Here is a 22,311-nt window from a genome sequence, read left to right as displayed (position 1 = left end):
ACCATGGCCAGCCATGACAATGCCCTGGGCACCCAGGACGAATTCGTCGCCCGCCACATCGGCCCGCGCGACAGCGATGTCCGCGCCATGCTCGAACTGCTCGGCTACGCCGACCTCGACGCACTGACCGCCAGCGTCATCCCCGACAGCATCAAGGGCACCTCCGTGCTCGACCTGCCGGCCGGCCAGAGCGAGGCCGAAGCCCTCGCCGCGATCAAGGCGATCGCCAGCAAGAACCAGCTGTTCAAGACCCACATCGGCCAGGGCTACTACCCCTGCCACACCCCGGCGCCGATCCTGCGCAACCTGCTGGAAAACCCGGCCTGGTACACCGCCTACACCCCCTACCAGCCGGAAATTTCCCAGGGCCGCCTGGAAGCGCTGCTGAACTTCCAGACCCTTGTCAGCGACCTGACCGGCATGCAGATCGCCAACGCCTCGCTGCTCGACGAAGCCACCGCCGCCGCCGAGGCCATGACCTTCTGCAAGCGCCTGTCGAAGAACAAGGCCGCCCAAGCGTTCTTCGCCTCCGTGCACTGCCACCCGCAGACCCTCGACGTGCTGCGCACCCGCGCCGAGCCGCTGGGCATCGAGGTGGTGGTCGGCGACGAGCAGGCGCTCACCGACTTCAGCCCCTATTTCGGCGCCCTGCTGCAGTACCCGGCGAGCCACGGCGACGTGCTCGACTGCCGCGCGCCCCTCGCCGGCTTCCATGCCACCGGCGCCCTGGTGGCGGTAGCCGCCGACCTGCTGGCGTTGACCCTGCTCACTCCGCCGGGCGAATTCGGCGCCGACGTAGTCCTGGGCAGCGCCCAGCGCTTCGGCGTGCCGCTGGGCTTCGGCGGTCCGCACGCGGCCTACTTCGCCACCCGCGATGCCTTCAAGCGCGACATGCCCGGCCGCCTGGTCGGCGTCTCCATCGACCGCTTCGGCAACCGCGCGCTGCGCCTGGCCATGCAGACCCGCGAGCAGCACATCCGCCGCGAGAAGGCCACCAGCAACATCTGCACCGCGCAGGTGCTGCTGGCCAACATCGCCAGCATGTACGCCGTCTACCACGGCCCGAAGGGGCTCAAGCGCATCGCCCAGCGCATCCACCAGCTGACCGCCACCCTGGCCCTGGGCCTGGCCAAGCTGGGCGTCAGCGTGGAGCAGGACCACTTCTTCGACAGCCTGACCCTGGTTCTCGGCGATGCCGGGCAGGTCGCCGCCCTGCACGAGCGGGCGGTCGCCGCGCGGATCAACCTGCGCCGGATCGACGCCTTGCGCGTCGGCATCGCCCTCGACGAAACCACCACCCTGGCGGATGTCGAACAACTCTGGGGGCTGTTCGCCAACGGCCAGGCCGTACCGGACTTCACCACCCTCGCCGCCTCCGCCGCCAGCCGTCTGCCGGCCAAACTGCTGCGCCAGTCGGCCTTCCTCGCCCATCCGGTGTTCAACCGCTATCACTCGGAAACCGAGCTGATGCGCTACCTGCGCAAGCTGGCGGACAAGGACCTGGCGCTGGACCGCAGCATGATCCCGCTGGGCTCCTGCACCATGAAGCTCAACGCCGCCAGCGAGATGATCCCGATCACCTGGGCGGAATTCGGCAACCTGCATCCCTTCGCGCCGGCCGAGCAGGCCGAGGGCTACCGCGCCCTGACCCAGGAACTGGAGGCCATGCTCTGCGCCGCCACCGGCTATGACGCCGTGTCGCTGCAGCCCAATGCCGGCTCCCAGGGCGAGTACGCCGGCCTGCTGGCGATCCGCGCCTACCATGCCAGCCGTGGCGAAGCGCACCGCGATGTCTGCCTGATCCCCTCCTCCGCCCACGGCACCAACCCGGCCACCGCACAGATGGCCGGCATGCGCGTGGTGGTCACCGGCTGCGACGCCAAGGGCAACGTCGACATCGACGACCTGCGCTTCAAGGCCGAGGAATACCGCGACCGCCTGGCGGCGCTGATGATCACCTACCCGTCCACCCACGGCGTGTTCGAGGAAGGCATTCGCGAGATCTGCGCCATCATCCACGACAACGGCGGCCAGGTGTACATCGACGGCGCCAACATGAACGCCATGGTCGGCCTCTGCGCGCCAGGCAAGTTCGGCGGCGACGTCTCGCACCTGAACCTGCACAAGACCTTCTGCATCCCCCACGGCGGCGGCGGTCCGGGCGTCGGCCCGATCGGCGTGAAATCCCACCTGGCGCCCTTCCTGCCGGGCCACGGCGAGCAGCTGGAACGCAAGGTCGGCGCGGTGAGCGCGGCGCCCTTCGGCAGCGCCAGCATCCTGCCGATCACCTGGATGTACATCCGCATGATGGGCGGCACCGGCCTCAAGCGCGCCTCGCAGCTGGCGATCCTCAATGCCAACTACGTGGCCCGTCGCCTGGAGGAGCACTACCCGATCCTCTACAGCGGCGGCAACGGCCTGGTGGCCCACGAATGCATCCTCGACCTGCGCCCGCTCAAGGACAGCAGCGGCATCAGCGTCGACGACGTGGCCAAGCGCCTGATCGACTACGGCTTCCACGCGCCGACCATGTCCTTCCCGGTGGCCGGCACCCTGATGGTGGAGCCCACCGAGAGCGAGTCGAAGGAAGAACTGGATCGCTTCTGCGACGCCATGATCCGCATCCGCGAGGAAATCCGCGCGGTGGAAAGCGGCGAGCTGGACGCCAGCGACAACCCGCTGAAGAACGCCCCGCACACTGCGGCGGAACTGGTCGGCGAATGGACACACCCCTACAGCCGCGAGCTGGCGGTGTTCCCGGTCCAGAGCCTGGTCGACGGCAAGTACTGGCCGCCGGTGGGCCGCGTCGACAACGTCCACGGCGACCGCAACCTGATCTGCGCCTGCCCGTCCCTGGAAAGCTACCAGGAAGCCTGAAGCCGCACGGCGCGCCCGGCGGTGGCCGGGCGCGCCTCACCCGACATTCGTGAGGTAACCCCATGTTCAGCAAGCACGACCAGATCCAGGGCTATGACGACGAACTGCTCGCGGCGATGGACGCCGAGGAGGCTCGCCAGGAGGACCACCTCGAGCTGATCGCCTCGGAGAACTACACCAGCAAGCGCGTCATGCAGGCCCAGGGCAGCGGGCTGACCAACAAGTACGCCGAAGGCTACCCGGGCAAGCGCTACTACGGCGGCTGCGAGCACGTCGACAAGGTCGAGCAGCTGGCCATCGACCGCGCCAAGCAGCTGTTCGGCGCCGACTACGCCAACGTCCAGCCGCACTCCGGCTCCTCGGCCAACGCCGCTGTTTATCTCGCCCTGCTCAACGCCGGCGACACCATCCTGGGCATGAGCCTGGCCCACGGCGGCCACCTGACCCACGGCGCCAAGGTCTCCTCCTCCGGCAAGCTGTACAACGCCATCCAGTACGGCCTGGACACCGCCACCGGCCTGATCGACTACGACGAAGTCGAGCGCCTGGCCGTGGAGCACAAGCCGAAGATGATCGTCGCCGGCTTCTCCGCCTACTCCAAGACCCTCGACTTCCCGCGCTTCCGCGCCATCGCCGACAAGGTCGGGGCGCTGCTGTTCGTCGACATGGCCCACGTCGCCGGCCTGGTCGCCGCCGGCCTGTACCCCAACCCGCTGCCCTACGCCGACGTGGTCACCACCACCACCCACAAGACCCTTCGCGGTCCGCGTGGCGGCCTGATCCTGGCCAAGTCGAACGAAGAGATCGAGAAGAAGCTCAACTCCGCCGTCTTCCCTGGCGCCCAGGGTGGCCCGCTGATGCACGTGATCGCCGCCAAGGCGGTGTGCTTCAAGGAAGCGCTGGAACCCGGCTTCAAGGACTACCAGGCCCAGGTGATCAAGAACGCCCAGGCCATGGCCTCGGTGTTCATCGACCGCGGCTACGACGTGGTCTCCGGCGGCACCGACAACCACCTGATGCTGATCAGCCTGGTGAAACAGGGCCTGACCGGCAAGGAAGCGGACGCCGCCCTGGGCCGCGTCGGCATCACCGTGAACAAGAACGCCGTGCCGAATGACCCGCAGAGCCCGTTCGTCACCTCCGGTATCCGCATCGGCACCCCGGCGGTCACCACCCGTGGCCTGCAGGAACAGCAGTGCCGCGAACTGGCCGGCTGGATCTGCGACGTACTGGACCACCTGGGCGACGCCGACGTCGAGGCCAAGGTGGCCGGCCAGGTCGCTGGTCTGTGCGCCGACTATCCGGTTTACCGCTGAGATTGGCCTGACCTGTAGGAGCGAGCTTGTGACCCACAGGGATGTGGGGAATGCCGTTATCCGTAGGGAACGGATTCGGCCTCGCGAACGGCCTCGCAGCGGGACTGGTTCGCGAGCAAGCTCGCTCCTACAGGTAAAGCGCAGCGATCCGAGACTTCTGGAGCCTCCCCCATGTCACTCAGCGTCTTCGACCTGTTCAAGATCGGTATCGGCCCCTCCAGTTCGCACACGGTCGGGCCGATGCGCGCCGCCGCGCGCTTCGTCGATGGCCTGCGCCGCGACAGCCTGCTGGACGCCACCCACAGCCTGCGTGTGGAGCTCTACGGCTCGCTGGGCGCCACTGGCAAGGGCCACGGCAGCGACAAGGCGGTGCTGCTCGGCCTGGAAGGCGAGCAGCCCGATAGCGTCGACACCGAAAGCGTCGAGCCGCGCCTGCAGGAAATCCGCCGCAGCGGCCAGTTGCACCTGGGCGGCGAACGCCAGATCGGCTTCGTCGAGAAGGAGCACCTGGCGCTGATCCGCCGGCCGCTGCCTTACCACCCCAACGGCATGATCTTCCGCGCCTTCGACCAGGCCGGCCTGCAAGTGCGCAGCCGCGAGTACTACTCGGTGGGCGGCGGCTTCGTGGTCGACGAGGAAGCGGCCGGCCACGACCGCATCGTCGCCGACCGCACGCCGCTGCGCTTCCCCTTCCGCACCGCCGGCGAACTGCTCGACCAGTGCCTGACCCACAGCCTGTCGATCAGCGACCTGATGCGCGAGAACGAACTGGCCTGGCGCAGCGCCGCCGAGACCAGCGCGGGCCTGGCGCGCATCTGGCAGGTGATGCAGGACTGCGTGCGCGCCGGCTGCCGCAAGGAAGGCATCATGCCCGGCGGACTCAAGGTGCGGCGCCGCGCCGCCGGCCTCTACCGCCAGCTCAGCGAGCGTCCCGAAGCCAGCCTGCGCGACAGCCTGAGCGTCCTCGACTGGGTCAACCTCTACGCCCTGGCGGTGAACGAGGAAAACGCCACCGGCGGGCGCGTGGTAACCGCGCCCACCAACGGCGCGGCCGGCATCGTCCCGGCGGTGCTGCATTACTACAGCCGCTTCGTGCCCGGCGCCAGCGACGACGGCGTCGAGCGCTTCCTGCTCTGCGCCGCCGCCATCGGCATCCTCTACAAGGAGAACGCCTCCATCTCCGGCGCCGAGGTCGGCTGCCAGGGCGAGGTCGGCGTGGCCTGCTCGATGGCCGCCGGCGCACTCTGCGAAGTTCTCGGCGGCACCCCGCAGCAGGTGGAGAACGCCGCCGAGATCGGCATGGAACACAACCTCGGCCTGACCTGCGACCCGGTCGGCGGCCTGGTCCAGGTGCCCTGCATCGAACGCAACGCCATGGGCGCGGTGAAGGCCATCAACGCGGCGCGCATGGCGCTGCGCGGCGACGGCCAGCATTTCATCTCGCTCGACAAGGTGATCCGCACCATGCGCCAGACCGGCGCCGACATGAAGAGCAAATACAAGGAAACCGCGCGCGGCGGCCTCGCAGTCAACATCATCGAATGCTGACCCGGCCGCGCGCCCACTGACAGTCCGTACGATTTGGAACCGGAGCCCGACATGACCACCGAAACCCTCGCACACACCCCGCTGCACGCCCTGCACCTGGAACTCGGCGCCCGCATGGTGCCCTTCGCCGGCTATTCCATGCCGGTGCAATACCCCCTCGGCGTGCTCAAGGAGCACCTGCACACCCGCGAGCAGGCCGGCCTGTTCGACGTCTCGCACATGGGCCAGATCATCCTGCGTGGCGAAGACGCCGCGTTGGCCCTGGAAAGCCTGGTGCCAGTCGACATCATCGGCCTGCCCGTCGGCCTGCAACGCTACGCGCTGTTCACCGATGCCGAGGGCGGCATCCTCGACGACCTGATGGTGGCCAATGCCGGCGACCACCTGTTCCTGGTGGTCAACGCCGCCTGCAAGCAGCAGGACCTGGCGCACCTGCGCAAGCACCTGGGCGACCGTTGCGAAATCCAGCCGCTGTTCGAAGAACGCGCCCTGCTCGCCCTGCAAGGCCCGGCGGCGGTCACCGTGCTGGCCCGCCTGGCGCCACAGGTGGCGCAGATGACCTTCATGCAGTTCACCCGCACCCAACTGCTCGGAGCCGACTGCTACATCAGCCGCTCCGGCTACACCGGCGAGGACGGCTTCGAGATTTCGGTGCCAGTCGAACACGCCGAAGCCCTGGCCCGCGCCCTGCTGGCCGAGCCGGAAGTCCAGCCGATCGGCCTGGGCGCGCGCGACTCGCTGCGCCTGGAAGCCGGCCTGTGCCTCTACGGCCACGACATGAACACCCAGACCACGCCAATCGAAGCCTCGCTCGGCTGGGCGATCTCCAAGGACCGTCGCGCCGGAGGCGCACGTGCCGGCGGCTTCCCCGGCGCCGAGCGGGTGCTGGCGCAACAAGCCGAAGGCGCTGCTCGCAAGCGCGTCGGCCTGCTGGCCCAGGAACGCATGCCGGTACGCGAAGGCGCGGAGCTGGTGGACGCCGACGGCCAGGTGATCGGCCAGGTGTGCAGCGGCGGCTTCGGCCCCAGCCTGGGCGCGCCGGTCGCCCTGGGCTACCTGCCTGCCGAATACAGCACCCTGGGAACCGAAGTCTGGGCCGTGGTGCGCGGCAAGCGCGTGCCCATGCAGGTGGCCCGTACGCCCTTCGTGCCGCAGCGTTACTACCGCGGTTGATCCCCACCCGCGTTCCGGGCTCGCCCCGGAACGCCTGCTGTCAGGAAGCCTCCATGAGCACAGCAACAGCACCGCACAAGGTGGAAGTCGGCGTGAAGCTGCGCGGCGCAGAAAAGGTCGCGCGCATTCCGGTGAAGATCATCCCCACCGAGGAACTGCCGAAGAAGCCCGACTGGATTCGCGTGCGCATCCCCGCCTCGCCCGAGGTCGCCCGCATCAAGCAACTGCTGCGCAAGCACAAGCTGCACAGCGTCTGCGAGGAAGCCTCCTGCCCGAACCTGGGCGAATGCTTCTCCGGCGGCACCGCCACCTTCATGATCATGGGCGACATCTGCACCCGCCGTTGCCCCTTCTGCGATGTCGGCCACGGCCGGCCGAAGCCGCTGGACGTCGACGAGCCGAAGAACCTCGCCATCGCCATCGCCGACCTGCGCCTGAAATACGTGGTGATCACCTCGGTGGACCGCGACGACCTGCGTGACGGCGGCGCCCAGCACTTCGCCGACTGCCTGCGCGAGATCCGCCAGCTGTCTCCCGGCATCCAACTGGAAACCCTGGTCCCGGACTACCGCGGCCGCATGGATATCGCCCTGGAGATCACCGCCCAGGAGCCGCCGGATGTGTTCAACCACAACCTGGAAACCGTGCCGCGTTTGTACAAGTCCTCGCGTCCGGGTTCCGACTTCGAGTGGTCGCTGGACCTGCTGCAGAAGTTCAAGCAGATGGTCCCCCACGTACCGACCAAGTCCGGCCTGATGCTCGGCCTGGGCGAAACCGACGAGGAAGTCATCGAAGTCATGCAGCGTATGCGTGAGCATGACATCGACATGCTCACCCTCGGCCAGTACCTGCAGCCCTCGCGCAACCACCTGCCGGTGCAGCGCTTCGTCCACCCGGATACCTTCGCCTGGTTCGCCGAGGAAGGCGCGAAGATGGGCTTCAAGAACGTCGCTTCCGGCCCGCTGGTGCGCTCCTCGTACCATGCCGACCAGCAGGCGCACGGCAACAGCATTCGCTGATGGCTCGGGCAGGGATGCCCGCGTGCTCCAGGATCGAACGTTGTCCTTGACCTCGGCTCGCCTTTGTCTGGACGAGCCGGCCCAACGGCAACCGAGGGTTAAAAACTACGAAGGATTTCGGATGGAGACCTCATCATCGGCGTCGTTGCGCTTTTCCGACCGCGACCGAAAGTGTTATTGATGTCTTTCAATCATCAATCCTCCGTTCGCCCCGATGAGCATCAACTTCGATCTAGACGATCTGCAAGCGTTCCGGGCCATCGTTGAAAATGGCAGTTTTCGCAAGGCCGCTGAGGCGGTGAAGATCACTCAGCCGGCTCTTAGCCGTCGTATCGAGAAGCTGGAATCCGCCTTGAACGTGCGCCTGTTCGACAGGACTACCCGAAAGGTCAGCCTGACGGCCGTGGGCCGCGCCTTCGTGCCGGAGGTCGAGCGCGTGCTCGACCAGCTGGACAATGCGTTGATGAGCATTGCGGATGTCGCCTCCAGCCGAATGGAGCGCGTCACCATCGCGTGCGTACCGTCGGCCGCCTACTATTTCATGCCAAACGTGATCAGCGAATTCCATCGCCTGTATCCACGCATCAAGATCATGGTGGTGGACTCCAGCGCGCATGAGGTAAACGTTGCCGTAGCGAGTGGCGAAGCCGATTTTGGCGTCACCTTCAGTGGAAATCTGAGCCCGGAAGTGACCTTCGAGCTGCTACTCGAAGAGCGCTACGTGATGGCATGCCGGCGCGATCATCCCCTGGCGAATCGACACGCGGTGAGCTGGTCCGAAATGTATGAGCATGACTACATCTCACTGGACAAGACATCGGGCAACCGACTCATCCTGAGCCAGGCCTTGAAGCGCCTGTCCCCATCCCGACACAGCATCTGCGAAACGCGACATGTCACGACCGCGATAGGGCTGGTGGAAGCTGGGCTGGGCGTGGCAGCCGTACCGTCCATAGCCATGCCCCGCACCCACCACCCCGTACTCAAGGCTGTTCCATTGGAGGAGCCGGAGGTCGTACGCAGCGTAGGTTTGATCAAGCGCCGCGGACGCACGCTGACGCCCGCTGCGCTTGAGCTGGAACGGCTTGTCAGAAGTACGCCGGTGAAATCACTGGGGGACTGAGTCCAGACCTGTGGATTGCACGATAGGTTGCGCTGCCGCAGACGACAGGTACGACAGCAGCTCCTTCGCCTTCTCCGGGTGTTTCGCATTGCGGGGGACGCCGGCGGAGTAGCGGGTAACCGATTGCAGGCTTTCAGGAATCTTGCCGACGAAGGTAACCCCAGGAACAGGCAGCAGCTCGGCGACCTGCTGGAAACCGACCTCGTATTGGCCCGACGCAACAACCGAGGCAACCGGAATCCGCTCGATCATCTTCGCTTTCGAGCCGACCTGCGACTCCAGCCCAAGTCTCCGGAACAATTGGCTCTTGATGTAGACCCCGCTGGCGCTGTCCGAATAGGCAATCGACCCTGCGTCCAGCAGGCTTTTCTTGAATGCCTCTTCCGTATCGATCCTGGGCTTGGGAGCTCCCTGCCTGACCACCATGCCGATGCGCGAATCCGCCAGTTCCACCTTGGAAGCCGGATCCACCACGCCCTGCTTGATGAGGTCATCCAATGCGTAGCCGACCATGATCACCACATCGGCATCTTCCCCCCGCGCCAGACGATTGGGGATCGCTTCGCGAGCTTTGCCCATGGATGGACCGAGAATGGTCTGGATCGTGTCACCGCTGGCCTGCGCATACTTCGGGCTCAGCCGCTGGAAGGCCGCAGTGAACCCTCCCGAGGTCATGACGTTCAGCTCTTCTGCATGCGCGGCAGTGTTGAGCGTACAAAGGCCAATTGTTAATACGGCAAGATGCTTTTTCAGTACGTTCATTCAGGACGCTCCTCGATCAGACAGGAATGGGAGTACGCGAGGAGCTTCCGCGGTAAAGCACCAGGGTCGAGCAAAGCGCACAGATAGCGGCGAAGGTCATCCAGTAGCCAGGCGCGCCTTTATCGCCGCTCAGATGAATGAGCCAAGTGGAAATCGCGGGAGTGAATCCGCCAAACACGGCGGTCGCCAGGCTGTAGGCCAGCGAGAAACCAGCGACCCGGACTTCCACCGGCATGATTTCGGCGAGCGCCGGAATCATCGCCCCGTTGTAGAGGCCGTAGATGAACGAAAGCCAGAGCAGTACCTGCAGCATGTGCCCGAAGCTCGGGGCCTGAGCCAGGAATGACAGCGCAGGATAAGCGGTGAAGATGGCCAGCGCAGTCATTGCGATGAGCATGGGCTTGCGTCCGAACCTGTCACTCAGATGCCCGCCGATGGGCAGCCAGACGAAGTTAGAGATACCGACAAGCAGAGTGACGAGCAAGGCGTCAGTGGTGCTCAGGTTGAGTACCGTTTTGCCGAACGTAGGCGCATATACCGTGATCAGATAGAACGCCGTGGTCGTCATCGCCACCATCAGCAGACCTGCCAGGACGACGCGCCAGTTCTCGCCCAGCGTGGCGAATACCTGCTTCATGGTCGGACGCTGGGAACGCCGGGCGAACTCCTCGGTTTCCTCCAGGCTGCGACGAAGCACGAAGATGAAGGGAACGATCAGGCAGCCGATCGCAAAGGGGATTCTCCAGCCCCAATCCGCGATCATCGCGGGCGGCATCAGTTGGTTGAGCCCGTAGCCCAAGGCGGCCGCAACGACAATCGCCACCTGCTGGCTCGCGGACTGCCAACTGGTATAGAAGCCTTTTCGCCCGGCAGTTGCCATTTCCGCCAGGTAGACCGAGACGCCTCCCAGTTCAGCGCCAGCGGAAAAGCCTTGGAGCAATCGTCCGACAAGCACCAGCAGGGGCGCCCAGAAACCGATGCTGGAATAGCCCGGCACCAGAACGATCAGCAAGGTGCCACTGGCCATGATCGAAAGCGTGACGATCAACCCCTTCCTGCGGCCGACATCGTCAATGTAAGCCCCAAGAATCACCGCCCCCAGCGGGCGCATCAGAAAGCCCGCGCCAAAGACAGCGAACGTCATCATGAGCGAAGCAAATTCACTCGAAGCGGGGAAGAAAACGGCGGCTATCTGCGTGGCATAGAAGCCAAAGAGAAAGAAATCGAATTGTTCGAGGAAGTTGCCCGAGGTGACGCGAAACACGGCGCCCGCCTTGGATCGTGTGGATGACGAGCCCTGTTTGAGGGAGGCATGCATAGGTAGTTTCTCCAGCGATCTTATTTAGGCTTGTTGGCGCTTGTGGTCGCTGGATTCTGCTCGACACACTTTGAAACGATAAGTGCTATGTTTGCATGCATTGATGCATGAAATTTATCAGTCCGTCATTTTCTCCATGCGCCAGACACTCGATCCGATGCCGTGCTCAGGAGCTCGGGCGAGCCTTGAGCGGGCGGCTCGCCCCCCAGTGCAGCCCTGAGCATCGAGGCCGGAGCACAAGAGCCGAGCAAAGCGCGAATTCGAGCAGAAACGGACGGCAGGCGAGTTCGTCCAAGGTGCGTGGCGGGGGCTTGAATCCGAATCCGTTTTTGGTAAATTTTTCCTGCCGTGTGGTTTGGAGAGCAGCAACCACGCGGCACAAGGCCGTATCGATGGGGTACGGCCTTTCTTGCTTCCGAGTGCTCTGAAGTCTCTCTGCGGAGGTCATCATGAACACCGCCCCTCTCCCCTCGCTCGTTTGCCGCATAAACCAGAACATCAATGCCACCAGTGCCGCTATCCGGGAGCTTGCAGCCTGGGCAGAGGCAAGCGGTTCTGTAGACACTTCAGAAGCCGTCCGGCGCCATCTGATGGTCCTGGAGGCCAACTCCCAAGCTATCAGCGAAGCGTTGGCAGAGCTGATTGCGCGGCAAGCTGGAAGATAAGCCTCGGCGCCCGCAGCAGAGCGGCTACTTGACTGAGTAGCCGCTGCCAGCTCATCCGTTTGATCGTCAATGCACCATCGGTGGGTCGACCGCGGTCACCCGATGCGACAAGACCCCAGGTGAATACCTGGGATCTTTGATTTTGGCTTGCGGTCTGGCGGTGCCTCAGACGTGAGGCACATCAATCCGACGCCACGACTTCCATTGACGGGCTGAGCTCAAGCGAGCGGTCCAGGTTCAAGTCTGCTGGAAGCAATAGGCGGCAATCTTGTTGCCATCCAGATCACGGAAGTACGCCGCGTACGCGTTTTCCTTCCAATTACGGGGACCGGGGGTACCTTCGTCCCTGCCACCACAGGCAAGGGCGGCAGTGTGAGCGGCATCGATAGCGGGCCGGTCGGGCGCCTCGAAGCTCACGGTGACGCCATTGCCGACAGTCGCGGGCTCGCCGTTGGCAGGTTTCAGCACAAAGAACGAGGGAGCGTCGACGCCCCAGATGGAGCCATTCTCGCCGAGGTCGGCGAGACGCTTCATCCCCAGCTTGCCGAGGACTTCGTCATAGAAGGCCCGAGCCTTGGGCAAGTCGTTCGTGCCAACTGTTACATGTGTGTAGATAGACATTGATCTCTCCTTACTGGTCATTGGAAATGAATGACGCTGCGAATGCTCTTGCCCGCATGCATCAGTTCGAACGCCTGGTTGATGTCGTCCAGACCCATGGTGTGAGTGATGAAGGTGTCCAGTGGAATGTCGCCCTTCTGTGCCATCTCCACGTAGCTCGGCAGTTCACTACGGCCGCGTACACCGCCGAAGGCCGAGCCGCGCCAGACACGCCCGGTGACCAGCTGGAACGGCCGGGTGGAGATCTCCTGGCCTGCCCCGGCCACGCCAATGATCACCGACTCGCCCCAGCCCTTGTGGCAGCACTCCAGCGCCGCGCGCATCAGTTGGACGTTGCCGATGCACTCGAAGGAATAGTCCACCCCCCCATCGGTGAGATCGACGATCACGTCCTGGATCGGCTTGTCGTAGTCGCGCGGGTCGATGCAGTCGGTGGCGCCAAGCTGGCGAGCGATCTCGAACTTCGCTGGATTGATGTCGACGGCGATGATCCGCCCGGCATTCGCCTTCACCGCGCCGATGATTGCCGACAGACCAATACCGCCCAGGCCGAAGATCGCCACGCTGGAACCCGCGTGCACCTTGGCGGTGTTGAGCACCGCGCCGATTCCGGTGGTGACACCGCAGCCGAGCAGGCAGACCTTCTCCAGCGGGGCGCTCCGGGGAATCTTCGCCAATGAGATTTCCGGCAATACGGTGTACTCGGAAAAGGTCGAACAGCCCATGTAGTGGAACAGCGGGCGCCCTTCGTAGGAGAACCGCGTGGTGCCGTCCGGCATCAGGCCTCTCCCCTGGGTCGTTCGGATCGCCTGACACAGGTTGGTCCGGCCGGAGCGACAGAACTTGCACTGCCCGCACTCGGGTGTGTACAGCGGGATCACGTGGTCGCCGACCGCCACCGAGGTCACTCCAGGGCCGACCGCCTCGACGATGCCGCCGCCCTCATGGCCGAGAATGCTCGGGAAGATACCCTCCGGATCGGCGCCAGACAGGGTGTACGCGTCGGTATGACAGACGCCGCTGGCGACAATGCGCACCAGCACCTCACCGGCGCTGGGCGGAGCCACGTCCACCTCGACAATCTGCAATGGCTGCCGCTGTTCGAAGGCGACGGCAGCTCGGGATTTGATCATGCCTGTATCTCCTGGTCCGGGCCGCCCCGGCCTGTAGTCCGGGGCGGCCGCACGGATTCACTGGTTGGCGAGGACTCGGTCGACGGTGGAGAGGATTTCGCCGGAGCGCAGTTGCTCGGTCACCGCGACGATGTCCGGATAGAAAGCACGGTCCTCGTCGGCGCGAGGCACACGGCTGCGTACCAGGTCATAGAGCGCACGGGTGGCGCTGGAAGCCTTGCCGAGATCGTGGAAGTCCAGTGCCTGACAGCCAACCATGATCTCGATGGCCAGCACCGACTCCAGCTTGCGCGACACCTGGTAAGCCTTGACCGCAGCATTGAAGGCGAAGCTCACCGGGTCCTCCTGGTTACCGCATGTGGACACGCTGTCGATGGTGGAGGGATGCGACAGCACCTTCATCTCGCCGAGCAGCCCTGCGGCGGTGTATTGGATGATCATGTAGCCACTGTTCAGGCCCGGCTTGCGCACGAGGAAAGCCGGCATCTCACTGAAGTGCGAGTTGACCATGCGGTCCGTGCGCCGCTCGGAAATCTTCGCCAGGTTGGTCAGCGCGTTGCACAGCGTGTCGGCGGCGATGCCGATATAGGAGCCATCGAAGTTCGCCCCGGATATGGCAATGCCATCGTCCTCGCTGGTCGGGTAGATCACCGGGTTGTCGCCCGACGAGGCTATCTCGTTATCGACGCAGGTCTGGGCATAGGTGATGAACTTCTTCGAGGCGCCGTGCACCTGGGGAATAGCGCGCAGGCTGTAGGTGTCCTGCAGGCGGTAGTCAATGTTTTCCTCGATCAGCCGGCTGTCATCCAGCAGGCGCTTGATGTATTGGGCGGTCTGCGCCTGTTCGGCATGCGCCTTGACCGAGTGGTAACGCGCATCGAAGGCGCGAATGGTGCCTTTCAGCGCCTGCAGCGAGACTGCCGCGGCGACGTCCGCTGCCTGCGCGGCCTGGTTGGCGTTGTACTGTGCGAGTGTGGCGATGGCAGTCACCGAAGTGGTGCCGTTGAGCATCGCCAAGCCTTCCTTGCACTGCAGCGAGATCGGCTGCATGCCGACTTGGCGCAGCGCAGTCGCGCCGTCAACCCACTCGCCGCCGGCGACGCTGGCCTTGCCCTCCCCGATCAACACCAGCGCCAGGTGACCTTCCGGGCCGAGGTAGCCCACAGAGCCTTCGCCGGGAGCGAAAGGCAGCACATCGTTGTTGAGCAGACCGGCGATCTGCTCCAGCAACTCGATGCGCACGCCCGAGTAGCCCTTGCCGAGACTGACCAGAATCATCAACTGGATGGCGCGCACCTGCTCGCGATTGAGCGGCTCGCCAACCGATACCGCGTGGGAGCGAACGATGTTCACCTGCAATGTCTGGGCGTCCTCCGGCGAGATTACGTGACGCACGTTGTCGCCAAAGCCGGTGGTCACGCCGTAGACCAGGCGGTTCTCGTCGAGGAAACGCTCGATCAGCCGGCGCGAACGGTCAACTCGGGCGCGATAGGCGTCGGAGAAACTCACCTTGGCCCCGTAGCGGGCGACGGCGATGACCTCCTCGATGGAAGGTCTGGCGTTGTCCAGTACCACATTGGAAATGTCTTTCGGATGAATACGCATTGCGTTGCTCTCTCTGCTCATTAGCCTTTTTCAGGGCGTAGGAAGCCCGTCCCGTGCGAAGACAGGCGAAAAAACAATGGGGTTGGTCGGGTGTCAGGCCTGGCTCAGGATGAACCGGCTGAAGCGCTCCGAGCGCTGCTCTCTGAACATCTCGTCCGGCGTACCCTGGGCCTCGATCTGCCCCTGGTTCATGAACACCACACGGTTGGAGACGTTGCGTGCGAAACCCATTTCATGGGTCACCACCAGCATGGTCCGGCCCTCTTCGGCCAGACTGCGCATGACCTTCAGCACCTCGCCGACAAGTTCCGGATCGAGCGCCGAAGTGGGTTCGTCGAACAGGATCACCCGCGGCCGCATTGCCAGGGTGCGGGCAATGGCCACGCGCTGCTGCTGACCGCCGGACAGGAACGCCGGGTAGTGATTGCGCTTGTCCGCCATGCCGACCTTCTCCAGCAGCGTCTCCGCCTCGGCGATGCACTCTGCTCGCGGGCGCTTCTGTACATGCACAGGCCCTTCGATGACGTTCTGCAGCACGGTCATATGCGACCACAGGCCAAAGTTCTGGAACACCATGCCCAGTTCCGGGCGGATGCGGTCGATCTGACGCCGGTCGGCGGGTACCAGCATCTGGTTGCATCCGCGTTTGAGCGCTACCTGCTCGCCAGCGACACGGATCTCCCCCGCGTCGGGGATTTCCAGCAGGTTGATGCAGCGCAGGAAGGTGCTCTTGCCGGAGCCGCTTGAGCCGAGGATCGAAACCACATCGCCTTCGTAGGCGTCCAGCGAGATACCCCTGAGTACCTCGAGGTCGCCGAACGACTTGCGGATATGCTTCACCTGCAGGATCGGATCGTTGCCAGTAGCCATGCCAGTTACCCTCTGCGCACGCCAAGTGCGTAATTTCTTGTTGTAGGACGGGTGGTAGCGGGTGCCTTCGGGGACAGCCAGCGCTCTACCAGCGCCAGTGAGCGGACGATCAGGTAGTTGAGAACCAGGTAGATCAGCGCAGCGCAGAGGAACACCTCCATCGTCCGATAGGTCTCGGAAATGATTCGCTGCGCTACGCCGGAGACTTCGTAGACAGTCACCAGGCTTGCCAGCGAGGTCGCCTTCATCATCAGGATGATTTCCGTCGAATAGGCCGGCAGGCAGTTGCGCAACGCCACCGGGATGATGATCCGTCTCGCCAGAAGCCAACCGGACATCCCCGCTGCGCGTCCAGCCTCGATCTGCTGCGCCGGCACCGTCAGCAGGCCGCCACGGAAGATTTCCGCCATATAGCCAGCAGTGCACAGCGCCAGCGCGATCACCGCGCAGGTGGCCGGCTCGCGCAGCACCGGCCAGAGCAGGCTCTGGCGCACTGCCGGGAACTGGCTGAGTCCGTAATAGAGCAGAAACATCTGGATCAGCAGCGGCGAGCCGCGAAACAGGAAGATGTAGCCACGCGCGAGGTGCCGCAGCACGGCGAACTCGCATACACGCGCCCAGACCACCAGCATCGCCAGCAGCGTACCGAGGGTGACCGAAGCGACGAACAGCACCAGCGTGGTGGGCAAGGCCTGCAGCAGTTGCAGCAGGGTGTCGCAGAGGAAAGCGAAATCGATGGACATGGCCCGCTCCTATTCAGCTGCGGCGGAAAGTTCTGCCGACTCGCAGCTCAGCTCGCGAGAAGACCAGGTTGGAAAGCGCGGTGAGCATCAGGTACAGCGCGCAGCCACTCAGGAAGAACAGTACGAACTGCCCGGTGGACGAGGCCGCCACCCGACTCGCACGCATCAACTCGACCAGCCCGGTGACGGAGATCAGCGCCGAATCCTTCAGGCTGATCTGCCAGACCCCGCCAATACCTGGCAGCGCAAAGCGCAGTATCTGCGGCACGATGATCCGCCGGAAGCGCAGCAGGGTCGGCATGCCGATCGCTCTGGCCGCCTCCAGTTCGCTGCGCGACACCGCCTGGAAGGCACCGCGATAGACCTCGGCCTGGTAGGCCCCGGACACCACGCCAACCGCCAGCGCACCGACCAGGAAGGCGGGCATGCTGATGAAGCCGCTGGTGCCGAACAACCGGCCGACGCTGCTCACCAGCGCCGAGCCGCCGTAGTAGAAGAGGTAGATCACCAGAAGCTCCGGCACACCACGGAACACCGTGGTGTAGGCATTGCCAAGCATGCGCAGCAGACTGCTGTGGTGCAGCTTCGCCGCGGCCACCAGCGCACCGAGCACGGCGCCGACCAGTAACGCACCCAGCGTCACCAGCACCGTCATGAGCGCGGCCATGAGCAGCACACTGCCCCAGCCTTTCTCGCCAAAACCAATCAAATCGATCACGTGTACACCCACCGAGAACTGCGTCAGGAGAGCGGCCGGCATGCGCGGCCGCGGGAGTACCCACTCCATCGGCGCGGCGCCCTGCGTGATGGCGTCCGCCGATGGATCACCCGGTCACTGGCTGGGTGGCGTGAAGTCGTGATGGAACCACTTCGTGCTCAGGCGATTGATCGTGCCGTCGGCAATCATCGACTCGATTGCCGCATCCAGCTTGGCCTTGAGCTCCGGCTCGCCCTTGCGGATGCCGAAGGCTTCGCCCTCGCCCCAAATCGGCCCGTTGATCGCCGGGCCAACCAGCGTGAGCCCGCTGTCCGTGGCCCGCTGCATTTCTCCGGCGAGGAACCCGAGATCCTCGAACACCAGGTCTACCCGCCCGTTCTTCAGATCCATCAGCGGCTCCGGCGGCGTCTTGTAGTCACGGATGGTCGCCACCTGGCCGAACTGGTCGTGGATGAATTTGCTGTACACGGTGCCGGAGACGATGCCGATCAGCTTGCCCTTGAGCTTGCCGCGCAATTCCTCGACGGCTGGCGTATCCAGTTCGGGATTGCCGCGCAGGTGCAGGGTCCCCTTGCCCAGGTCGATGCCGCTGGACTGCAGGGCGATAAAGGTGGCCGGAGCCTTGGTGTAGGGGCGGGAGAAATCGATGACCTTCTTGCGCGTCTCGCTGATCGCCAGAGCGTCCATCACCACGTCGAATTTTCCGGCCTGCAGACCGGGGATCAGCCCGTCCCAGTCCTGGGCGACGATTTTGCATTGGAGCTGCATGCGCTCGCAGAGCACCTTGGCCATTTCCGGCTCGAAGCCATCGAAGCTGCCATCCGGCAGCGTGCGGTTCCAGGGCTCGTAGACCCCTTCTGTAGCGATCTGGATGCTGTCCAGTTCCTTGGCCAGGGGGCTCAGCGAGTAACTAGCGAACATCATCAACAACGAGCAGGCTGCGAATCCGACTTTCTTGTTTTTCATTTTTGTATTCTCCGATGCGAATCCGGTGAGGGTCGTAAAGGGCACGCGCGGCAAGGCAAATCACAGGTCGGTTGTTGCATGGGCAATGGTCGAGTCGATAGGCGCTCCATCCATACAAGGTCGATTTTCGGTCGGCACCGCCGACATCACTTCTTCAGGTCCAGTACCACCGGGGCGGTCGGCCTTGCGCAGCACAGCAGGACCTGTCCCGGTTCGGGGGCCTCCAGCGGCGCTTCGCTGTACTCGACGCTGCCGCTGAGCAGGGGCGTCAGGCATGAATTACACAGCCCGGCCCGGCAACTGAAGGGCGGCGCGAAGCCCGCCTGCTCGGCGAACTCCAGCAGCGATGGACAGGACGCATCCCAGGCAACGGATCGGCCGGAGGGCTCGAAGCGCACCGTCAATTCGCCATCGAGCAGTGGCTGCGGCTTTACGGGTGCCGGCGCGGTTGGTGCTTCGTCGGCCTCGAGAATGGTCGCCGGACCGAAGAATTCGTAGCGAATCCTCGCCCTGTCGATGCCCAGGCCGCGCAGCAGGCGCCAGTTCGCCTGCATGAACGGGCGAGGCCCGCACAGGTAGACGTCGTAGTCGTCCAGCGGAAGCAATGCCTGCAGGGTCTCTCTGCTGACCAGCCCGCAGCTATGGTGATAGCCGCGCTCCAGGTCCTCCGCCGTCGGCACGCGATAGCAGAAGTGCACGACGATCCCGGCACGCGTCGATGCCAACTCCAGCACCTCTTCGCGCAGCGCGTGGACGGCGCCATTCTCACAGGCGTGGATGAAGTACACCGGACGCGCCGATCGGGTCGCCAGGCGATGCAGCATGCTCACCATCGGCGTCAGCCCCACACCACCGCTGAACAGCAGGACCGGCCGCTCGCTGCTCTCGTCGAGGACAAACTCACCGGACGGTCCGGCGATATCCAGCTCTCCGCCGATCTCCACCGCATGGTGCAGGAAGCTGGAGCCGATACCCGCCGGCAGGTCGGGAAGATGCGCAGGGGGCAGTTCGTGCTTCACCGAGATACGCAATTGCGAATGGTCATCCGGGTCACCGGACAAACTGTAGGCCCGCAGGACCTCCGGACCGCCCGGTTGTGGAATCCGCACCATGATGAATTGTCCCGGGCGGAACTCCACATGCGCGTCGTTCATCGCGGGCCTGAGCACGAACGAGGTGATCGACGCGCTCTCCCGTACCTTCCCGGTCACCTGGAAGCGCGCGAAACCCTTCGCGGCGGGAGTCGGCTCACGCATGGACTGTGACCTCGTCGACTTTGCGCAGGCCAACGGCCTCCTGCTCCTCACGGATCAGTCGCTCGATGCCTCGGCGGAAACGCAGCGGGCCGGAGTCGATGGCCAGGTCGATGTTCGGCGTCTGGCGGTTCTTCATCCCGGCATGCACGGCGGCGAGCACCAGACGGTCTTCCTCGAAGGCACGGCGCACGTCGGCGGCGAACCGCCGGGACACGTCCTCGTCGTCAGCGTCGAAGTTGCGCAACTGGAACCAGTAATAGCGGGTGCGATTCTCGTCGACCGGCGTCATGAAGTTGTACGAATCCATCAGGAACGCCTGCTCGTGCATCGGCGCCCCTTCGCCACCGCTACCGGCCGGGGTGTGCACGCCCTTGATGATGGCGTGGGACGGATAGCGCACCTCGTAGTACTGCAGCCGGTCGCAGCGGCCCTGGAACTTCAGGTACTGCCGATAGAACGGCGCCACTTCAATGTCATGCAGCCAGCGTGACACCACCACACCGTTGTCGTTGACCCGGGTTTGCAGCGGCTCCGATTCGCAAGCCGAGGTACCGAAGGTACTCTGGTGTACCCAGGCGACATGGGAGGGATCGAGCAGGTTGTCGGTCATGTACAGGTAGTTGCACTCGACGGTCATCGAGTCGCCACGATTGACGCCCCAGTTCGGATCGTCCCACTCCGGGATATCGAGCAGCTTGGCCGGATCGGCCAACTGCGGATCGCCCATCCACAGCCAGACCAGGCCGTAGCGCTCCTCCACTGGATAGCTGCGAACCTGCGCGGCCTGCGGCACCCGCGGCACGCAACTGGCCTTCACGCAGGCGCCGGAGCAGTCGAACGTCAGTCCATGGTAACCACACTCGACCAGATCACCCTGCAGGCGCCCCATGGACAACGGCAGTTTGCGGTGCGGGCAGGCGTCTTCCAGAGCGACGACAGTGCCGTCGGCCTTGCGATAGAGAACGACGGGCTCACCCAGCAGAATGGTCGCGTGCAGGGCCTGTTTCACTTCACTGTCCCAGGCGGCTGCGTACCAGGCGTTTTTCAGGAACATGTCTCATGGCTCCTCTTGTTGTTATTCGAAGCGAGCTTCTTGAGGGAGAGCGTAGGAGCGTGAGACCCAAAAGAATAGATATCCTTTCCTGTTGCTTATTTAAGATTTTCTAAAATATAAATGGCGCGATTCTTGAGCCCTCAGGAGCCACCATGAGCCACCTCCCCCCTTTGCGCGCACTGGAGATATTCGAGGCCGTCGGCCTCTGTGGCAGCATTTCCCAGGCCGCCAAGCGCCTGGGGATTTCCGCCGGCGCGGTCAGCCAGCAGATGAAGCTGCTGGAAGACGCTGTCGGTATCAGCCTCACGGTCAAGGATGGTCAGCGCCTGCGCCTCAACGCGGTTGGCCAGCGCTTTCACGAAGGCTGCAATCAGGCCTTCGAGCGACTGCGGGCCGCGACAGCAGAGTTGGAGCGCGCGAAGAACGCCAACAATCTCTACGTCAGCGCCCTGCCTTCGCTGCTGTCCAAATGGCTCGCGCCGCTGGTGACCGAGTGGCAGAGGGAGTTTCCGGCACTGAGCGTCTACCTCGACGGCACCCACACCGAGCCGTCTCAGTCCGAGGCCAATGGCGCGGACTTTCGCATCAGCTATGGCGAAGGCATCCACGATGACCAGCACACCATCGAACTCTTTCGCGATTGCGTGGTACCCGCATGCAGCCCTGCCCTGCTTGCGACCGCGGTGCCGCCGGAAGCTGCCGGTAGCCTGCTCGAGTATCCGCTGCTAACCATCGACTGGCGCCCCAGGTTCGACTCGCCACCCTCATGGGCGGAGTGGTTCGCGTTGAATGGCGTGCATGGCGCATCCATCAGCAACAGCAGGGTCTACTCGCTTTCATCCATGGCCATTGAGGCGGCCATCCAGGGGCAGGGTCTGGTGCTGGCCCAGTACTCGATGATCAGCGGGGATCTGGCGCGCGGCCAGTTGATCGTTCCATGTCTTCGCGCTCTGCCAATGCCCGCGTCGTACTATCTGACCTGGAACCGGAACAATTTCCACAAGGCACAATGCCGGGACTTCCAGCGCTGGCTGATCGCACGCGGACAGGACCAGCAACGCATGACGAACGAACTGCTGGGTTCTGCCTGAGAATGCAACAACTCCAGGGCCTGGCCATGAGCGCCCATAAAAACAGCGAGGCATTCTCCAGAGGCCGCATCGGTCATCAGGGCAGAGCGAAAATTGGCAGACTGTGGTCCGTAATCAGCACACGAACCATAGTCCGCTATCGGCCAATAGCGGACATGTACCGACGCAGCCTTGGACGAGACCCAACCAGCGTCAGACTTGCTAAGCCCGTAGCTTTCGCCATTCGCTCCAACAGTCCTCCGCGACAATATCCGCATAACCGCGCTTGCCTTCCATCTCGAGTGCAGTGCTGAAAGGGACTGCGACGCAGGTCGCCTGGTCGCGAATAGCGCAGACCTCATCTTCTGTGAGCGGGGAGCCTTTTTTGCTCTCGGCGGCGGTAAGTAGGGCCACCAACGGGGGAATAAAAACGAGGCATAGTGGATCAGTTGGCATCATAGAACTCCGCGGTTA

Annotated in this window: 20 protein-coding genes; 8 read left to right on the top strand and 12 right to left on the bottom strand. The window is 64.1% G+C overall.

The annotated features are described in order from the left end of the window. Positions 1–3: 3 nt before the first annotated feature. From gcvP to SD196_RS13215, 6 genes are all read left to right on the top strand, one after another. Positions 4–2,877, top strand: coding sequence for an aminomethyl-transferring glycine dehydrogenase (gcvP, locus tag SD196_RS13240; RefSeq protein ID WP_416311626.1), 2,874 nt, complete (start codon positions 4–6; stop codon positions 2,875–2,877). A 62-nt stretch (positions 2,878–2,939) separates the two neighbouring features. Further along, positions 2,940–4,193 (top strand): serine hydroxymethyltransferase, encoded by a 1,254-nt coding sequence (gene glyA, locus SD196_RS13235; RefSeq protein WP_416311625.1) that lies wholly within the window; start codon positions 2,940–2,942, stop codon positions 4,191–4,193. Between the two features lie 171 nt (positions 4,194–4,364). Further along, on the top strand, positions 4,365–5,741 hold the full coding sequence (locus SD196_RS13230; RefSeq protein WP_416311624.1) for an L-serine ammonia-lyase: 1,377 nt from the start codon (positions 4,365–4,367) through the stop codon (positions 5,739–5,741). Positions 5,742–5,792: 51 nt separating this feature from the next. Further along, entirely contained in the window at positions 5,793–6,914 is a 1,122-nt protein-coding gene (gene gcvT / locus SD196_RS13225; protein ID WP_416311623.1) for a glycine cleavage system aminomethyltransferase GcvT, read from the top strand. A 53-nt stretch (positions 6,915–6,967) separates the two neighbouring features. Next, complete coding sequence (gene lipA / locus SD196_RS13220; RefSeq protein WP_275607195.1) at positions 6,968–7,933, top strand: lipoyl synthase; 966 nt, start codon at positions 6,968–6,970, stop codon at positions 7,931–7,933. A 214-nt stretch (positions 7,934–8,147) separates the two neighbouring features. Then, on the top strand, positions 8,148–9,056 hold the full coding sequence (locus SD196_RS13215) for a LysR family transcriptional regulator (protein WP_416311622.1): 909 nt from the start codon (positions 8,148–8,150) through the stop codon (positions 9,054–9,056). Here SD196_RS13215 and SD196_RS13210 read toward each other — a convergent pair. Further along, entirely contained in the window at positions 9,042–9,818 is a 777-nt protein-coding gene (locus SD196_RS13210) for a substrate-binding domain-containing protein (protein ID WP_416311621.1), read from the bottom strand. The two genes, SD196_RS13215 and SD196_RS13210, sit on opposite strands and share 15 nt — an antisense overlap. 16 nt (positions 9,819–9,834) lie before the next feature. Then, on the bottom strand, positions 9,835–11,136 hold the full coding sequence (locus tag SD196_RS13205) for an MFS transporter (RefSeq protein ID WP_416311620.1): 1,302 nt from the start codon (positions 11,134–11,136) through the stop codon (positions 9,835–9,837). A gap of 449 nt (positions 11,137–11,585) precedes the next feature. Here SD196_RS13205 and SD196_RS13200 point away from each other — a divergent pair, with 449 nt between their 5' ends. After that, positions 11,586–11,801: a hypothetical protein gene (locus SD196_RS13200; RefSeq protein WP_275607199.1), complete on the top strand. Its 216-nt coding sequence runs from the start codon at positions 11,586–11,588 to the stop codon at positions 11,799–11,801. A gap of 237 nt (positions 11,802–12,038) precedes the next feature. Here the strand turns inward: SD196_RS13200 and SD196_RS13195 are convergent, their stop codons facing one another. From SD196_RS13195 to SD196_RS13155, 9 genes are all read right to left on the bottom strand, one after another. Next, positions 12,039–12,422 (bottom strand): VOC family protein, encoded by a 384-nt coding sequence (locus SD196_RS13195; protein ID WP_275607200.1) that lies wholly within the window; start codon positions 12,420–12,422, stop codon positions 12,039–12,041. Between the two features lie 17 nt (positions 12,423–12,439). Beyond that, on the bottom strand, positions 12,440–13,555 hold the full coding sequence (locus tag SD196_RS13190; protein ID WP_416311619.1) for an S-(hydroxymethyl)glutathione dehydrogenase/class III alcohol dehydrogenase: 1,116 nt from the start codon (positions 13,553–13,555) through the stop codon (positions 12,440–12,442). Positions 13,556–13,612: 57 nt separating this feature from the next. Then, positions 13,613–15,160, bottom strand: coding sequence for an HAL/PAL/TAL family ammonia-lyase (locus tag SD196_RS13185; RefSeq protein WP_416311618.1), 1,548 nt, complete (start codon positions 15,158–15,160; stop codon positions 13,613–13,615). A 93-nt stretch (positions 15,161–15,253) separates the two neighbouring features. Further along, positions 15,254–16,030: an ABC transporter ATP-binding protein gene (locus SD196_RS13180; protein ID WP_416311617.1), complete on the bottom strand. Its 777-nt coding sequence runs from the start codon at positions 16,028–16,030 to the stop codon at positions 15,254–15,256. 5 nt (positions 16,031–16,035) lie between these two features. Then, positions 16,036–16,773, bottom strand: coding sequence for an ABC transporter permease (locus SD196_RS13175; RefSeq protein ID WP_275607204.1), 738 nt, complete (start codon positions 16,771–16,773; stop codon positions 16,036–16,038). A gap of 13 nt (positions 16,774–16,786) precedes the next feature. Next, a complete protein-coding gene (locus tag SD196_RS13170) occupies positions 16,787–17,491 on the bottom strand; it encodes an ABC transporter permease (protein ID WP_275607205.1) in 705 nt (234 codons plus the stop codon). A 114-nt stretch (positions 17,492–17,605) separates the two neighbouring features. Continuing rightward, entirely contained in the window at positions 17,606–18,457 is an 852-nt protein-coding gene (locus SD196_RS13165) for a transporter substrate-binding domain-containing protein (protein WP_275607206.1), read from the bottom strand. A 146-nt stretch (positions 18,458–18,603) separates the two neighbouring features. Continuing rightward, positions 18,604–19,713 carry an FAD-binding oxidoreductase gene (locus tag SD196_RS13160; protein ID WP_416311616.1) on the bottom strand — a complete coding sequence of 370 codons (1,110 nt, stop codon included), beginning with the start codon at positions 19,711–19,713 and terminating at the stop codon, positions 18,604–18,606. Beyond that, positions 19,706–20,767 (bottom strand): aromatic ring-hydroxylating dioxygenase subunit alpha, encoded by a 1,062-nt coding sequence (locus SD196_RS13155; RefSeq protein WP_275607208.1) that lies wholly within the window; start codon positions 20,765–20,767, stop codon positions 19,706–19,708. Before SD196_RS13155 ends, SD196_RS13160 begins: the two co-directional genes overlap by 8 nt. A 152-nt stretch (positions 20,768–20,919) precedes the next feature. Here SD196_RS13155 and SD196_RS13150 point away from each other — a divergent pair, with 152 nt between their 5' ends. Further along, positions 20,920–21,858: a LysR substrate-binding domain-containing protein gene (locus tag SD196_RS13150; RefSeq protein WP_275607209.1), complete on the top strand. Its 939-nt coding sequence runs from the start codon at positions 20,920–20,922 to the stop codon at positions 21,856–21,858. 201 nt (positions 21,859–22,059) lie between these two features. On the opposite strand, the gene SD196_RS13145 is transcribed toward SD196_RS13150, so the two are convergent. Next, positions 22,060–22,293, bottom strand: a complete 234-nt coding sequence (locus SD196_RS13145; protein WP_083196073.1) for a hypothetical protein — start codon at positions 22,291–22,293, stop codon at positions 22,060–22,062. Between the last annotated feature and the right edge of the window lie 18 nt (positions 22,294–22,311).

Origin of the sequence: Pseudomonas macauensis, from assembly GCF_047902425.1 — a bacterium.
Lineage (GTDB): Bacteria > Pseudomonadota > Gammaproteobacteria > Pseudomonadales > Pseudomonadaceae > Pseudomonas.
Note: the sequence above shows the minus strand (reverse complement) of the source record. Positions and strands in the feature narration are given on the sequence as shown.